Source organism: Marinobacter sp. (assembly GCF_041690615.1).
Lineage (GTDB): Bacteria > Pseudomonadota > Gammaproteobacteria > Pseudomonadales > Oleiphilaceae > Marinobacter.
Genome location: NZ_JAWLGY010000024.1, coordinates 25,690 through 40,800, shown reverse-complemented (window position 1 = coordinate 40,800; position 15,111 = coordinate 25,690). Strand labels below are relative to the sequence as shown.

Sequence of the window (15,111 nt, the reverse complement as noted above, 5' to 3'; positions counted from 1 at the left end):
CATGGGTAATCATTCTGTTGCACGCCTGATGTTCACCTGGATGGCCGCACTGCTGGCCCTGCTGGCGATTTCAACGGCCCAGGCCGCCACCCCGGACCGGGTGGAGCCGATCAAAAGCCCGGCGGACAGCAATGAATACCGATACCTGAGCCTGGAAAACGGTCTGGAGGTTTTGCTGATTTCGGATCCGGATGCGGACAAGGCCGCAGCTTCGCTCAACGTGGCAGTGGGCAGCGGTAATGACCCGGCGGGTCGCGAAGGGCTGGCGCACTTTCTTGAGCACATGCTGTTCCTGGGCACCGAGAAATATCCGGACCCGGGTGAATACCAGCAGTTCATTCGCAGCCATGGGGGCACGCACAACGCCTTCACAGCCTTCCAGGACACCAACTATTTCTTCGATATCCAGGCCCCACACCTGGAGCCCGCCCTGGACCGGTTCGCCCAGCAGTTCGCGGCTCCCCTGTTCACCGCCGAACTGGTGGACCGGGAGCGCAACGCGGTGCACTCGGAATACAGCGCCTCCCTGAAAGAAGATGGGCGTCGCTACTTTTCAGTCCGCAAGGCCATCAGCAACCCCGACCATGCCTTCAGTCAGTTCTCCGTGGGTAACCTGATCACCCTCGACAACACCGAAGCGCGCCCTTTGCGGGAAGACCTGGTCGAGTTCTGGAAAAACGAATACTCCGCCAACCTGATGACCCTGGTGGTTTATGGCCCCCAGAGCCTGGACAAGCTGGAGGCCATGGTCCGCCCCCGCTTCAGCGAGGTGGAAAACCGCAACCTGGAGGTGAAAGCACACCCGGAGCCGTTGTTCGACAAAGACGCCATGCCGGCCCATCTTCAGGTTCAGACAATCAAGGATATCAAGAAACTGCAGCTGATCTTTCCCATTGCGTCCCAGCAGGAACACTACCGCACCAAACCGCTCCACTACGTGGCCAGCTTGCTGGGTCACGAGGGCCCGGGCAGCCTGTTTGAAGTGCTCAAACGGGAAGGCTGGGTGGAAAGCCTGTCTGCGGGGAGCGGCACTGATACCGGCCACCATTCCAGCCTGGAACTCAGCATGACCCTGACCGATGATGGTCTCAAGCATCAGGACGAAATCATTGCCCTGACCTTCGAGTACATCGAACTGGTCCGGCAACAGGGCATTGACCGGTTCCGCTTTGAGGAAGACCAGCAGCTTTCGGAGATGGACTTCCGTTACCAGGAGCGTCCCGAACCGCTTCACCTGGTCATGCGCCTGTCCATGGAAATGCAAAAAGTGGCACCAGAAGACGTGCTCAGGGCCCGCTGGATGATGACAGAATACACGCCGGATCAGTATCGAGAACTGCTCAGCGAGTTGACACCGGATAACGTACTCATCACCCTGCGCAGCAGCGAAGCCCTGCCGGAAGAGGCCACCAGGACGCCCTGGTACGATACGCCTTATCGACTGGAAAAGAACATCAAGGTGCCCTCCGGTCGTCAACCGGTGGCAGCCCTCGCACAGCAGCTGGGTCTCCCCGAGGAGAATCCGTTTATACCGGAAGACCTCAGCATGCTGGAAGGGCCGTCCATGGAGCACCCTGAGAAGCTGGCCACCCTGGACAACCTTGAGCTCTGGCACGCAAAAGACACCCGCTTCGGCCGGCCGGAAGCGAACATATACCTGAGCCTGCGCTCCCCGCTGACCACCGAGTCAGCCCGGGGCCAGGTGCTGACCCACCTGCTGGCGGATGCGGTGTCAGTCGACCTCAACCCCTGGGCCTATCCGGCGCAGATGGCCGGCCTGGACTACCGCATCTACCCCCACCTTCGCGGCCTGACAATCCGCACCGGGGGGTATCACGACCGCCTGCCCGTACTGATGAACCGGGTGATGTCGACCCTGGCCGCCCCGAACATCAGCGAGCAACGCTTCCGCATTGCCCGTCAGCAACTGATCGATAGCCTGCGCAACCGACTGCAGGACAAGCCCGTGTCCCAGGCCGCCTCACTGGTGCAGGATGCGCTGATTCAGGGGGCCTGGACCACCGAAGAGAAGCTTGCAGCGGCCGAGGCCATGTCCGTGGATGATCTCCGGACGTTTGCCGAAGCGTTCACCAGAGAGGTCGATGCGGTCATGCTGGTTCATGGTAATGCCACCCGGGCCTTTGCCTTAAACACTGCCCAACAGGCGAAGACCACACTGCTGCAGGAGTCACAGGCGGTGACGGTCAGCCGCAGCCAGGTGCGGGACCTCCCCGACGGCCAGACCGAAATACGGTTACAGGTACCGCACCCGGACACGGGCTACCTGCGTTACAGCCAGGGTAGCGACACCAGTTTTGCCGAGCGCGCCCGTTACCGGCTTCTGGGTCAGGTGATCAGTGGTGCCTTCTACGAAGAGTTGCGGACCACCCGGCAGCTTGGTTATGTGGTTTACGCAACCCCGTTTGAGATGCTGGAAACCCCGGCCATCGGTCTTGTGGTGCAATCCCCCGAGGCCAGCGCCGAAGAGATCGACCAGGCTGTATCCGAGTTCGCCAGCGGCTTCCGTGAGCGCCTGGCCGATATGGATGAAGACGCGCTTGAGCGGGAGCGGCAGGCGGTCGTCAGCAAGCTGAAGGAACAGGAGCGCACCCTGTCATCGGTATCAGAGCGCTACTGGCGGGAAATCGACCGTCAGGCCACGGACTTTGACAGCCGGGACCAGCTTGCTGCCGCTGTAGCCGAGGTCAGCAAGGAAGAATTGCTGGCGACCTTCGACCGTGCCCTGGCCGATGGTGATGCCAGCTTGCTTGTGACGACCGGTGCAGAACTGGAAACCTCGGAAGGGACCCTCGAAAAGCTGCGCAATCAGGCTCCGGTGGAAGACTGACCGGTCATCGCGATGAACCGGTCCCAGTCGGCCGGTTCATCCACGTCCCAGCGAGGTTCCAGAGTCGCCACCGACAGGCCGGCCCGTTGCACCGCCGCCATGCTCTGCTCCAGGGCCTGGTCTGTTCCCCAGGCCACCCCGGCCAGCATGCCCAACCGAATGCGACGGGCGCCCACAAGCACATAGCCGCCGTCATCCGATGGCCCGAATACCACATCGGCACGGTCGAGCGCCTGCCTGGCCTGCTCAATGTACCCCGCATCCACGGACGGGCAATCGCTGCCGATCACCATGGCCGAACCGGCGCTTCTGAGCCCCTCACTCAAAGCGTGGGTCATCCGTTCACCAAGGTCGCCCCCCTGCTGAATGGTCGAAGGCACCCGGTACTTTTCCATCACAGCCTGCACAGGGCCAGCCTCTGGCGGGGCCGCTTCCAGATCCTCATCCCACGCCAGCACCAGCGGATGACCGCTGGCCTGGAGCTGCTCAAGAACCGTGGTCGTCAGCTGGATATGGGCTTTCAGGGCACCCTGGCGACCCAGTGCAGGTTCAAGACGGGTCTTCACCCACCCTTCCCGCGGCCACTTGGCGAACTGAACCAGCTGTACAGAAGCTTTCATGGCTGCCCGACCTCCGAGGATGATGGTGTGTTACGCCTTACATCGGCGCGATAGGCCAGCGCCAGCTCGGCAGGGTCAGCGCCGCGCCAGTACCGCCACCGCAACCGCCACATCAACCATATGGTCCGCCAGGCACCATGTTGCTCCCAGCGGCGGCTGTCAGTCATTACGGGCTTCGATATACAGAAAGGGCGAGAGACCTCTCTGAGGCGGCCGCACAGCTCGATATCTTCCATCAGCGGTATCAGACGATAACCACCTTGGGCTTCAAATACCCTACGGCGCACGAAGATGCCCTGATCCCCCGTCGCAATACCCGTGAGCCGGGAGCGCAGGTTCATCATGAAAGCCACGACCCGGAACACGGGACGCTTGCCGCTGAGACGCACATCAAAGCGCCCCCAGGCCCGGTCACTGGCCAGGAAGGCCTGCAAGGCCCGGCCAGCCTCCGGGGGCAACACCGTGTCGCCATGCAGGAACAACAGCACTTCACCCGTTGCCTCGGCGGCCCCACGGTTCATCTGCGCCCCACGCCCCCGCTCTGACACCATGAGCCGATCGCAAAGAGGCTCCGCCAGAGTGCGAGTATCGTCGGTGCTTTCACCATCCACCACAATGACCTCTGCACCCTGCTCACGCAAGGCAGCAAGGCGCTGAAGCGTTGGCACAATGGCGACAGACTCGTTCAGAACGGGAATAATAATGCTGACAGTGGGCGACCGTGGCACTGCGTGCTCCGACGCAAAAAAACGTGAATGGAACGGGCGGATCAACGTACCCGCCTTGAGACATGGGCATCAGCCCGTTATTATACCGGCCTTTCCGGCGAAACGCCCCCGTAGCTCATCTGGATAGAGCGTCCCCCTCCTAAGGGGAAGGTAGCAGGTTCGAGTCCTGCCGGGGGTACCATCCCTCCTATCAAGTCCCTCATCACAACAACTGTTGACTATGCTTCCTGCATATCGCCCGGATTGTTGTCGAACTACCTTATCCAGGGGCTTCAACTCGAAATCACCTCTGCTCGGTTGGCGGCTGCAACCTTGCCCTCGTACGGCATAGGTAAAACTTTGTAATTGCATCTACCCGGGCAATGCCGTGCAATCCACATCACTGGACACAGGAGTTCCGAGCCATGCTGATTGCGCTAATTGCTATTATTGCCGGACTGGCATTGCTGGTGTGGAGTGCCGGCCGTTTCGTCGGCGGCGCTTCTGCCACGGCCTCTCATTTCGGCATGCCGCCGTTGTTGATTGGTATGGTGGTTGTGGGCTTTGGCACATCCGCGCCGGAGATGGTGGTGTCTGCCCTTGCTGCATCGCAGGGTAATCCGGGGCTGGCCCTTGGTAACGCCTATGGCTCAAACATCACCAACATTGCGCTGATCCTGGGTATCACTGCGCTGATGGCGCCTATTGCCGTGCACTCCCAGGTGATGCGGAAGGAACTGCCCATCCTTTCGGTGGTGACGCTGTTTGCTGCCTGGCAATTGCTTGATGGCGAGCTCAGCCGCATGGATGCCGCTGCCTTGATCGGGGTATTTTTTGTGCTTATGGGCTGGAGTATCTGGGCTGGCCTTCGGACCCCTTCCGATGCCATGGCAACGGACGTCTCAGCCGAACTGGAAACCCATACCATGTCCATCCGCAAGGCGCTGTTCTGGCTGGTGGCCGGGCTGGTGTTGCTGATCATCAGCTCCCGGATCCTGGTGTGGGGGGCGGTTGACCTGGCCACCGCCTTTGACGTGAGCGACCTGATCATTGGCCTGACCATTGTGGCCGTGGGCACGTCCCTGCCGGAGTTGGCGTCGTCGATCATCGCGGCCCGCAAGGGTGAGCACGACCTGGCTCTGGGCAATATCCTGGGTTCCAACCTGTTCAATACGCTGGCGGTGGTGGGTATCGCCGGATTGATTTCACCCATGGCCGTCGCCGACGAAGTATTGACCCGGGATCTGCCGGTCATGGCGCTGCTGACCATCGGGTTGTTCGTGCTGGGGTATGGCTTTCGTGGACCTGGCCGGATTAACCGGTTTGAGGGGGCCGTGCTCCTGGCCGTCTTTATCGGTTATACCGGTTACCTGGCCACTACAGCTTTCTGATCAGAGATTCCGGGGGCCCCGGCCACGCAGGAGGCATGACCGGGCCAGACGTCAGGACTGCGACAACCGGAACTGCTCTATGGTCTTGCGCAGGGTTTCCGCCATGGCCAGCAGGTCCCCAGCGATACGGGCGGTTTCCTGGGCATCGCTGGAGGTCAGCTCGGCCGAGCGGCTGATCTCGATGACGTTCTGGTTGATGGAGTCCGAGACCTCGCTCTGCTCGTTGGCGGCATTTTCCATCTGTTCATTCAGGCCGGTAATCTCCCGCACCTCACTGGCGATGGTCTGAAGTTCCTTTTCCACCTTCAGAATGGCATCCACCTGGTGCTGAGCCATTTCCGAGGCGTGGCGCATGGTGCCCACACACTCCACGACTTCTTTTTTCAGGCCATCAATGGTGTGACGGATTTCCTCGGTGGAATCCTGGGTACGCGAGGCCAGCGCTCGCACTTCATCGGCCACGACCGAGAAGCCACGTCCCTGCTCTCCTGCTCTGGCTGCTTCAATGGCCGCGTTCAGGGCCAGCAGGTTGGTCTGATCAGCAATCTCGGAGATCAGTTCCAGGCGGGATGCCATTTCCGTGGTCCGCTGGTCCAGTTGCCCGATACGATGGGCGCCTTCCTGGACTTCTGTGTTGAGCAACTCGATACCTTCCACGGCCTTGCGCGCCAGGCCCTCGCCATTCTCCGCAGAACGAGTGGTATCAGCGGACTTGCGTGCAGTCGAAACCGCATTCTCCCGGACCTGAACTGCCGAAGCCGCCATCTCGGTGGTGGCACTGGCCACCTGGTCGGTGTTGTCCTTCTGGGCCAGCACCTCGCGCTCCGTGGTTTCTGCCTTGGCCGCAATGGTGCGGGCAGCGGTTTCCACCCGGGCGGCGTTGTCCATGACCGTATTCATGCTCTCGCGAATCCTGCTCACCATGCGGTTGAAGGCGCGGGACACGGAGCCGATTTCGTCGTTGCGGGTGACGTCCAGTTCCAGCGATAGATCGGCGTTACGGGAGATCTCTTCCATGCGGTCATGCAGGTTTCGAAGCCTGGAAAACACCAGCCGCCCGAGAAAAACCGTCGTCAGCAGGAAGATCGCTACAAAGATCAGTATCTGGATGCCACCGTTAACCATCAACTGCTGCTGCAGGCGTGCGTCACTGGCCGCCAGGGAATAGTCCACACGAATAGCGCCCAGCACATCCCCTTCCTGCGCCTGGTGGCAACCGAGGCAATTGACGCCCTGATAGTTCTCGCTGGCGACCACAGGCTCGATCATGGTGTAAACACGGCCCTGCTCGTTCTCGCTGTACAATTCGACCTTTTCACCGTCCAGCGCCCGCAGATCCTCCGGCTCCCGCCGTTGCTCGTCGGAGTTGCCGGCACCGTACATGGCGTTCAGCTGGTCACTGCGGATCACCCGAACATCCAGCACATCGTCGGGAGCCGTCACCTTGTTACGGAGCACCTCCCTGTTGCCGATTGTGCCGGTCACCATCATGGTGTTCAGCCCATCAAAATAGGACTTCGCCAGGTTGTCCACATACTTGTGGCTGAACTCCTCCAGATGCGCCTGCTGGGACCAGGAGCTGTAAGCCAGGGTAAATACCAGGATGATGGTAAAAGCCAGGGCCAGGGCGGCAAGCAACAGGAAGCGGATGGAATAGTGTTTTTTCATGGGGTCCCGGGATCAGTGAGCAACTGTAAAGATTGACGGCCGTTTGGCGGATAACTTTATAGATTTGCGTCAACTTTTTACTGATCTGGGTCAGTTCCGAAAAGACTCTCTCAGCTTATTGCTGAAAGCACCGTCTCACACACCTCATCGTGAGTGAGGCCCGCCCCATTGACGGTTACATCCGCGTAGCGGGTGTACAGCGCAAAGCGCTCCTCGAACAGCCCGGACAGGGATTGATCAGGCCTACGGGAAATGCCTCGCAGGCTGTAGTCGCCGATACGCTCGATGACAACATCCAGGGGAATGTCCAGGAAGACCACCGTCCCACTTGCTTTGAGGTGTTTCATGGCGGCGTCACTGTATACGGCACTGCCGCCGGTGCTGATGACGTGGTTCTCGACTGTGAGGTTCAGCAACACCTGCTCTTCAATCTTCCGCAAAGCCTGGTAGCCGTCCTGGTCGACGATTTCCTGCAGGGTGCGTCCCGCCTCCTGCTGTATCAGCAGATCGGTATCCACGAAGCCCATCCCCAGTCGCTTGGCGACAAGTACGCCGACGGTACTCTTGCCGCTGCCGGGCATGCCGATAAAGACCAAGTTGCGTGCCATTAACCTTTCCCCTCTTTGCGCTCGGTCGCGCGGCAGGCGGCGGCTGTGAACAGCACGTCGGTGGAGGAATTCAGGGAAACGCATCGGCCGCTTGCCCACCATCAGGATAGCCTGCCCCTGAAACAAAAAAAGAAAAGCAGATCAGCGGTTACTGATCTGCTTTTCTTTTTAAAATGCCGGGAGCAGTTTGTGGAGTTAATGATACCGCCTCGCGCCGGGTCGCCGCAAATTGCCAGTGGGCGAGCCCGGTGCGCCTTAACCGTCCGGCAAACTCCCGGACGGGTTCCTCCGCGCTGCTTTCGATGCCGATATACCGGACAAATCAGAAGCGGACTTCAGGCCCAAAACTGAATACCTGAATATCGGTCTCGCCGATGTCATCGTTACCTACATCAACGAGATAATCCCAGTCTGCCCGGAGGCTGATGTCTTCATTGAGGTGGTAACGGGCACCGATACCCGTGCGCAGAGCTACACCATCCTCTTTGTCGGAATCCGAGATCCGGGAAAAGCCATCGGTAGCGCTGACCCTGTAATCAATCAACCAATACATGGCGCCAGCCTTGGCGAAAACCTGGAACGGGCCTGAACCGGGAACGCCCAACTGCATGGTAGCGTCCACAAAATGCCCCTTTGCCTCGGCGGCTACGGTAATTCCGGCAGCGCTGACAGAGGCATCCACATCATCCATATAACGATAACCAAGCTCAAAATCCGTGTAACCGTTCAGCTGGATACCCCCATGGATACGACCAGTAAAAGCGGTATCGTCGCAGGAATCGAGCGCACTGTCGCAGAAGTCCTTCACCTTTGCCTGACCGAACGAGAGTCCAAAATACCCGTTGCCGGCCCCAGCGGCGTGCGCCTGCCCGGCAAAGGCCAGCAGTGTTGTGGCAGTAATCAACAGCTTTCTGGTTTTCACGTGTACATCCCTTTAAGGTTGTGGATATTCGAAAGGGCGCGAGTATCAGCAGATAGTTAGTAACCTTCAAGCCGGTTTGACGAAGATTTACATTTGCGCCTCCCGGACCCGTCCGGACCGGCATTAATCCAACAAGCAGAAGGTCAGACAATGCCCCTGAACAGTCCCGAGTTCGCCACCATTACCGAGCTGGCACGAGCTTACCGGTTACGCGAGATTACACCTGTTGAGGTCACCGAGCTGATGCTGAAACGGATCGAGACGCTGGACCCTCAGCTGCGCAGCTTTGTCACTGTGACAGCCGACAACGCGCTGGCGCAGGCCCGGCAGGCGGAGCAGGAGATGGCCAGAGGTGAATTCCGGGGGCCGATGCACGGCGTTCCGGTAGGCCTGAAGGACCTGTGCAGGACGGCAGGTATCCGTACCACCTGGGGCACAAAGGTGCTCTCCGATTATGTACCTGATGAAGACGCAACGGTCGTGCGCCGACTGGCGGACGCCGGCGCGGTAATGCTTGGCAAACTGCAGATGACCGAGGGGGCCTTCGGGGCCCACCACCCGGACATACCCGCCCCCCTCAATCCCTGGGGCGAGCAGTATTGGTCCGGCGTGTCGTCCAGTGGTTCAGGAGTCGCTACGGCAGCAGGGCTTTGCTACGGGGCCATTGGCACGGATACCGGCGGCTCCATCCGCTACCCTTCCGGTGCCAACGGATTGACGGGCCTGAAACCCACCTGGGGGCGGGTCAGCCGCCATGGAGTGCTGGCGCTGGCAGACTCTCTGGACCATATCGGCCCCATGACCCGCTCAGCCGCCGATGCCGGCGCCATGCTGGGCGCCATGGCCGGGGAAGATCCCCAGGATCCCACAAGCCTTCCCGCTCCGGTGCCGGATTACCTGGCGGATATCGACAAGGGTATCCGGGGACTGAAGATTGGCATAGCCCCTGCGGATATGGATGAAATATGTGACCCCGCAACACTCAGGGTGATCCGCGAGGCACGGCAGGTTCTGACCGATCTTGGTGCGGAGCTCACTGAATACGAGGTACCGGCCACAACGTCGGCCATGCGGCACATCTGGGGTCGGTATTGTGCGGTGGAGACGGCTGTCGCCCATGAGGCCACTTACCCGTCACGCAAGGACGAATACGGACCCGTGCTTGCGGGACTGATCGAGGCTGGCCGGCACCTGGGCGCCACCGACCTGATGAAAATGCATCACACCCGGCTCATGTTCGCCGGGGATCTTCGCAAACTCTTCGGGAGATTCGATTTACTGTTGGTTCCGGTCCACCCGTTCAGCAATCCCACGATTGAACGCTACAACAGCCTGCTGCGTAACCCTCAGACCATGAACGAATCATTGCGCTATACCGCGCCCTACAATATGTCGGGCAGCCCCTCCATCACCCTGCCGGGAGGCTTTACCGATGCAGGTCTGCCGGTGGGCTTTCAACTGGTTGGCCGACACCTGGATGAAGCAATGCTGGTGCGTGCCGGCCATGCCTTCCAGCAGGTTACCGAGTGGCACAAGCGCCACCCGCAAATGACACAGTACTGAACCGGGAAACCGGCCGACGCCTGGCGAAACCCACCGTGTCGGCCGGTGCTCCGTATCAGGACCCGGTAATCATCACCGACTTCACATTCACAAACTCATGCATGCCGAAGCCGCCATGCTCCCGGCCATAGCCGCTTTCCTTCACGCCACCAAACGGCAGGTTTGGCTGGGCCAGGTTGTAGCCATTGATATTGACCATGCCGGTGTCGAACTCTTCCCGGGCCATTTCAATGGCACGTGCTTCGTTCTGGCTGAAGATGCCGCCACCGAGGCCGTAGGGCGAATCGTTGGCCACTTTCATGGCTTCCTCGGCGTCTTTCACGCGAATGAGTGACGCCACCGGGCCGAACAATTCCTCGTCGTAGGCGGGCTGGCCGGGGGCGACATTTTCCAGCACCGTGGCCGGGTAGAAGCAGCCCTTGCCCTCCGGAATCTCACCACCAAGCAGGCAGGTAGCTCCGTTATCAATGGACTTGCGGACCTGCTCATGCAGGCCATCACGCAGATCTTTCCTCGCCATTGGTCCCATGACAGTTTCTTTCTGGGTGGGGTCACCAAAAGTAATCTGCTTCATCTGCTCCAGGTAAGCATCCCGGAACTGATCGTAGATGGCGTCCTCCACAATAAACCGCTTGGCCGCAACGCAGGTCTGGCCGGTGTTGTAGACCCGGCCCTGCACGCAGTACTGCACGGCCTTTTTCAGGTCCGCATCCGCAAGGATCAGGTAGGCGTCATTACTGCCCAGCTCCAGCACGGTTTTCTTGAGCACCTTGGCTGCCCGCTGGGCCACGGCACGGCCTGCGTTGGGGCTGCCGGTGAGCGTTACACCGCGCACCAGCGGATTCTCGATTACATGGTTGGACACGTCGTGATCAATCAGCAGCGTGCGGAAGGCGTGCTCGGGGAAGCCGGCGTCACGGTAGAGCTTTTCTACCTCCAGGGCCATGCCCCAGACGTTGGGGGCGTGTTTGAGGAGCACGGTATTACCGGCCATCAGGTTGGCGGCGCTGTAACGGATTACCTGATACAACGGGAAGTTCCAGGGCTGGATGCCATAGATCACCCCTTCCGGCCGGAAGGTCACCAGTGCACGGCCTCCGTTCAGTTCCCGTTCCTGGTCTGCCAGTTCCCTGGGGCCCTGCTCGGCGGTGTACTCACAGATGGCGGCACACAGCTCGCACTCCTGTTTACCCTGGGCCAGGGTCTTGCCCATTTCCCGGGTCATCAGTTCGGCGTAGTCGTTCTTGCGTTCGCGGATAAGCTTCGCGGCCTTTTGGAAGGCTTCAGCCCGCTGGTCGAAACTGGTCTTGCGCCAGGTTCCGAAGGCTTCGTGACATTGCTGGATGACCCTTGCAGCCTCGTCCTGGGACATCAGCTGGTAGGTTTCCAGTACCTCTTCAGTTGCCGGGTTGACGGTTTGATAGGTGTCAGACATCGCTTTGCCTCCGTTTTGGAGAAGTGAAGTTGCGTCCGTTTGACGTCGCCATCAGTGCTACGAAGTCATCCCGGAAATGTAGCATTCACAGCCGCAAATCGAGGCAAAGATTACCGAATCTTATTGTGGCAGCGGCGCTTCCCCTCAGGGCAGCATCATGGGTGCCGCGACCTGGTCACGGACATCCTCGCCACATACACGGGCCACCAGTTCCAGGGCAAACTCCAGGGCAGAGCCCGGGCCCTGACTGGTGATGCAGTTGCGATCCACCACCACCCGGTCCTCAACCCGTGACTGGTCTGGCAAGGCCTCGCGGAAGCGTGCATGTCCAGTAGCGGCAATCCCGTCCAGCAGGCCGTGGGGCGCCAGTGCCACCGCCGGGGCTGCACAGATGGCGGCGTACCAGAACCCTGCGTCCCGCTGCTTGCGCAGGCGGTCAATCAGCAAGGCACAGTCCGACAGATTCTGGGCGCCGGGCATGCCGCCGGGCAAGGCGATCAGGTCGTAGTCGTGATCGACGCAATCCTGTAGCAGGGCATCAGCCGTAATGCGCGTACGGCGGGACGCTGTGATGGTCTTGTGCTCATGGACGCTGGCCACGGTGACCTCCACATTCGCGCGCCGGAGCACATCAATGATAGTGACGGACTCGATCTCTTCACTGCCATCTGCAATGGGTACCAGTGCGGTCTTGTTCATGGAACCTCCGGGTTACAGTGTTGGCGGCCGGTATCGGCCGCCCGGGTAACATTACTGTACTATAGCAACAGCCTGACCGACGCCATGCAAGGAACCGCCAGAATCCATGACCCCTGCCCTCGCCTTTGCCCTGTTTTCAGTCGCAGCCGTTGCACTGGCGGTGTTCTACCTGTTTTTCTACCGGAACTGGCGGCGGCAGCGGGAACTGAAACGGCCGTTTCCCCGGGCCTGGCGCAAGCTGCTCAAATCACAGGTGCCCCTCTATCGACGCTTGCCTGCACCGCTTAAACGAGAGTTGGAACAGCGGGTGCAATTGTTCCTGTCCGAGAAGAACTTCTACGGCTGCGACGGGTTCGAGGTGGACGACCGGGTGCGGCTCACCATCGCCGGACACGCCTGCCTGCTTGTGCTCGCCCGTTCCTACAGCGACTACGACGAGGTCCGCAGTATCCTGGTCTACCCCGGGGCCTATTATGTAAGCGAACCCCGACAGAACGGCATGGTGGTGGATATGGAACAACAGGTGCGGGCTGGCGAGGCCTCGTCATTCGGCCAGGTTGTTCTGTCCTGGGACGATTGTGAGCATGCTGTTCGGGCACCGAACAGTGACCACAACGTGATATTGCATGAATTCGCCCACCAGCTGGACTACCTGGACGGCAGCGCCGATGGTGCTCCGCCACTATCCGGAGAGCAGGCCCGTCGCTGGCAGAAAACCATGAGCGAGGCCTACGGGCAACTGCAACAATCCATTGAACAGCATCAGGAAAGCTGGCTGGACCCATACGGGGCCACCGAACCCGCTGAGTTTTTTGCCGTCCTCACGGAGACGTTCTACCAGCAGCCGGGGTACCTGAAGGAACAGCAGCCCGGCGTATACCGGGCACTCTGTGATTTCTACCGCCTGGACCCCCTCGAATACCGCTAGCGCCCTACCTCGGCATAGAGCTCTTTCTTGGAAAGCTTGCCAACCGGGGTTTTCGGCAGTTCGTCACGGATTTCCATACTGTGGATCATCTCGTGCTTGCCCAGGCGGGGCTTCAGGAATGCCTTCATCTCATCCAGGGTGGGTTCCGGTTCGCCGTCCCGCACCGTGATATAGGCCCGGGGGCTCTGGCCCCGGTACTCATCGGGTACCCCGATCACCGATACCTCGGCTACCGCCGGGTGTTCGTAGATGGCTTCTTCAATATTGCGCGGGTACACGTTATACCCGCTGCAGATGATCATGTCCTTGGTGCGGTCAACAATGTAGACAAAACCCTTTTCGTCCATCCAGGCCACATCACCGGTGCGGAAGTAACCCTGGCCGGTCATGGATTCGGCTGTGGCATCGTCCCGCTTCCAGTAGCCTTTCATCACGTTGGGGCCTGCTATACAGAGCTCACCCCGTTCCCCCTGGGGCATTTCCTGGTCGCTGCCGTCCATGGCAATGATTTTCAGGTCAATACCGGGAACCGGCACGCCACAGGCGCCCGCCGGCGGAACCATACCCTCCGGCGTGAACGTGCCCAGGGCGGCAGTTTCCGTCATGCCCCAGCCCTCCTTGACGGAGCAGCTTGCGGCCTTCTGGAAACGCTGCTGCAGCTCGACGGGTAGCGGCGCGCCACCGGAGTTACACAGCTTGAGGGAATCCAGCCGGTAATTGCCCAGTTCCGGACTGGCCAGCAGTGCGGAGAGCATGGTGGGCACCGCCGGGAACACAGTGATTTTCTCTTTCTGGATGGTTTCCAGTGCGGCATGGGGGTCAAACTTGAGGTGCTGATACAGCGTGGCGCCGTTGCGCAGGCCGAACAGCATGTTCACCACGATGGAATAGATATGGAATGGCGGCAAGACCGCCAGCACCCGCTCTTCGCCGGAGGCGACGGTGGTTTTCAATGCCGTGCCCAGCTGGTCCGCCGCAGCGGCAATGTTGCCGTGGGTCAGCATGGCCCCTTTCGGTGCACCGGTGGTGCCGCCGGTATATTGCAGCACAGCCAGAGCTTCCAGGTCCTCCGACTCCGGGTGGCGTTGCCAGGTACCGTCATTTTCCAGCAGTTCACCAAAGCCCATCACCCGCTCATCCGCAGGCCGCTCGGCCAGTTCACCGGCCTGGCGCAGATGGTCACGAAGTGCCTCCGGCTGCAGTGCAAAGTCCTCAACTGAGCCCACCACCAGTTTCTGCAACCGGGAATTGCCGAGGAACCCGGTCATTCTGGGCAGTAGGGCCTGCAGGTCCAGGGTCACCATGATGTCAGTTTCACTGTCGGCGATCTTGTGCTCGAGGATGCGGTCGGCATCCAGCGGCGAATAGTTCACCACCACGCCGCCCGCCCGCAACACACCCAGAAAACCGATAATGCCGTGGGGAGTATTGGGCAGGTACAGACCAACATGGACCCCCGGGCCCACGCCCAGCTTTTGCAGGCCAGCGGCCATGCGGGAAACCAGCTTGTCCAGCTCGGTATAGGACAGATCCCGTCCCATAAAATTGACCGCGACCCGCTCGGGCCATTGTTTCGTGGCATCGGCCAGCATCTGATGGACAGCACGGCCGGATAACTCAGGCTGATGGGGGATCTCGGGGGGATAGCTGGCAAACCAGGGAGCGTCGGGGGCGACAGGGTTGTTGTTCATGGGGACTCCTGAAATCGATTGTAATTGTAAG

12 protein-coding genes and 1 tRNA gene are annotated in these 15,111 nt (G+C 60.3%); 5 read left to right on the top strand and 8 right to left on the bottom strand.

What is annotated here, in order from left to right:
* Nucleotide 1: 1 nt before the first annotated feature.
* Nucleotides 2-2,848, top strand: coding sequence for an insulinase family protein (locus ACESMZ_RS14945; RefSeq protein ID WP_372972870.1), 2,847 nt, complete (start codon nt 2-4; stop codon nt 2,846-2,848).
* On the opposite strand, the gene ACESMZ_RS14940 is transcribed toward ACESMZ_RS14945, so the two are convergent.
* Together ACESMZ_RS14940 and ACESMZ_RS14935 are read right to left on the bottom strand one after the other, a co-directional pair.
* Nucleotides 2,827-3,468, bottom strand: coding sequence for a TIGR04282 family arsenosugar biosynthesis glycosyltransferase (locus tag ACESMZ_RS14940; protein ID WP_372958280.1), 642 nt, complete (start codon nt 3,466-3,468; stop codon nt 2,827-2,829). The genes ACESMZ_RS14945 and ACESMZ_RS14940 overlap by 22 nt on opposite strands.
* Nucleotides 3,465-4,196, bottom strand: a complete 732-nt coding sequence (locus tag ACESMZ_RS14935; protein WP_372958281.1) for a TIGR04283 family arsenosugar biosynthesis glycosyltransferase — start codon at nt 4,194-4,196, stop codon at nt 3,465-3,467. The genes ACESMZ_RS14940 and ACESMZ_RS14935 overlap by 4 nt, the downstream gene beginning before the upstream one ends.
* Nucleotides 4,197-4,300: 104 nt before the next feature.
* On the opposite strand from ACESMZ_RS14935, the gene ACESMZ_RS14930 reads away from it, so the two are divergent.
* Both ACESMZ_RS14930 and ACESMZ_RS14925 read left to right on the top strand, forming a co-directional pair.
* Nucleotides 4,301-4,377: transfer RNA gene (locus ACESMZ_RS14930), tRNA-Arg, on the top strand.
* Between the two features lie 223 nt (nt 4,378-4,600).
* Nucleotides 4,601-5,566, top strand: coding sequence for a calcium/sodium antiporter (locus ACESMZ_RS14925; protein WP_372957801.1), 966 nt, complete (start codon nt 4,601-4,603; stop codon nt 5,564-5,566).
* A gap of 51 nt (nt 5,567-5,617) precedes the next feature.
* Here the strand turns inward: ACESMZ_RS14925 and ACESMZ_RS14920 are convergent, their stop codons facing one another.
* From ACESMZ_RS14920 to ACESMZ_RS14910, 3 genes are all read right to left on the bottom strand, one after another.
* On the bottom strand, nt 5,618-7,234 hold the full coding sequence (locus ACESMZ_RS14920) for a methyl-accepting chemotaxis protein (protein ID WP_372957802.1): 1,617 nt from the start codon (nt 7,232-7,234) through the stop codon (nt 5,618-5,620).
* A 110-nt stretch (nt 7,235-7,344) separates the two neighbouring features.
* On the bottom strand, nt 7,345-7,842 hold the full coding sequence (locus ACESMZ_RS14915; protein ID WP_372957803.1) for a shikimate kinase: 498 nt from the start codon (nt 7,840-7,842) through the stop codon (nt 7,345-7,347).
* Between the two features lie 322 nt (nt 7,843-8,164).
* The gene (locus tag ACESMZ_RS14910) at nt 8,165-8,764 is read right to left on the bottom strand and encodes an outer membrane beta-barrel protein (protein ID WP_372957804.1); all 600 of its coding nucleotides are present in this window, start codon (nt 8,762-8,764) and stop codon (nt 8,165-8,167) included.
* A 150-nt stretch (nt 8,765-8,914) separates the two neighbouring features.
* Here ACESMZ_RS14910 and ACESMZ_RS14905 point away from each other — a divergent pair, with 150 nt between their 5' ends.
* Nucleotides 8,915-10,327: an amidase gene (locus tag ACESMZ_RS14905; protein WP_372957805.1), complete on the top strand. Its 1,413-nt coding sequence runs from the start codon at nt 8,915-8,917 to the stop codon at nt 10,325-10,327.
* A gap of 55 nt (nt 10,328-10,382) precedes the next feature.
* Here ACESMZ_RS14905 and ACESMZ_RS14900 read toward each other — a convergent pair whose 3' ends face one another.
* Together ACESMZ_RS14900 and ACESMZ_RS14895 are read right to left on the bottom strand one after the other, a co-directional pair.
* Complete coding sequence (locus ACESMZ_RS14900) at nt 10,383-11,762, bottom strand: NAD-dependent succinate-semialdehyde dehydrogenase (protein WP_372957806.1); 1,380 nt, start codon at nt 11,760-11,762, stop codon at nt 10,383-10,385.
* Between the two features lie 144 nt (nt 11,763-11,906).
* Nucleotides 11,907-12,461, bottom strand: a complete 555-nt coding sequence (locus tag ACESMZ_RS14895) for a DJ-1 family glyoxalase III (RefSeq protein WP_372957807.1) — start codon at nt 12,459-12,461, stop codon at nt 11,907-11,909.
* Between the two features lie 106 nt (nt 12,462-12,567).
* Here ACESMZ_RS14895 and ACESMZ_RS14890 point away from each other — a divergent pair, with 106 nt between their 5' ends.
* Entirely contained in the window at nt 12,568-13,389 is an 822-nt protein-coding gene (locus tag ACESMZ_RS14890) for a zinc-dependent peptidase (protein WP_372972869.1), read from the top strand.
* Here the strand turns inward: ACESMZ_RS14890 and ACESMZ_RS14885 are convergent.
* Entirely contained in the window at nt 13,386-15,080 is a 1,695-nt protein-coding gene (locus ACESMZ_RS14885; RefSeq protein WP_372972868.1) for a long-chain-fatty-acid--CoA ligase, read from the bottom strand. The two genes, ACESMZ_RS14890 and ACESMZ_RS14885, sit on opposite strands and share 4 nt — an antisense overlap.
* Nucleotides 15,081-15,111: the final 31 nt, after the last annotated feature.

What these genes read in the sequence shown, in the direction of transcription:
- ACESMZ_RS14945 (WP_372972870.1), top strand. Translation starts at nt 2, where the DNA reads ATGGGTAATCATTCTGTTGCACGCCTGATGTTCACCTGGATGGCCGCA.
- ACESMZ_RS14940 (WP_372958280.1), bottom strand. Translation starts at nt 3,468, where the DNA reads ATGAAAGCTTCTGTACAGCTGGTTCAGTTCGCCAAGTGGCCGCGGGAA.
- ACESMZ_RS14925 (WP_372957801.1), top strand. Translation starts at nt 4,601, where the DNA reads ATGCTGATTGCGCTAATTGCTATTATTGCCGGACTGGCATTGCTGGTG.
- ACESMZ_RS14920 (WP_372957802.1), bottom strand. Translation starts at nt 7,234, where the DNA reads ATGAAAAAACACTATTCCATCCGCTTCCTGTTGCTTGCCGCCCTGGCC.
- ACESMZ_RS14915 (WP_372957803.1), bottom strand. Translation starts at nt 7,842, where the DNA reads ATGGCACGCAACTTGGTCTTTATCGGCATGCCCGGCAGCGGCAAGAGT.
- ACESMZ_RS14905 (WP_372957805.1), top strand. Translation starts at nt 8,915, where the DNA reads ATGCCCCTGAACAGTCCCGAGTTCGCCACCATTACCGAGCTGGCACGA.
- ACESMZ_RS14900 (WP_372957806.1), bottom strand. Translation starts at nt 11,762, where the DNA reads ATGTCTGACACCTATCAAACCGTCAACCCGGCAACTGAAGAGGTACTG.
- ACESMZ_RS14895 (WP_372957807.1), bottom strand. Translation starts at nt 12,461, where the DNA reads ATGAACAAGACCGCACTGGTACCCATTGCAGATGGCAGTGAAGAGATC.
- ACESMZ_RS14890 (WP_372972869.1), top strand. Translation starts at nt 12,568, where the DNA reads ATGACCCCTGCCCTCGCCTTTGCCCTGTTTTCAGTCGCAGCCGTTGCA.
- ACESMZ_RS14885 (WP_372972868.1), bottom strand. Translation starts at nt 15,080, where the DNA reads ATGAACAACAACCCTGTCGCCCCCGACGCTCCCTGGTTTGCCAGCTAT.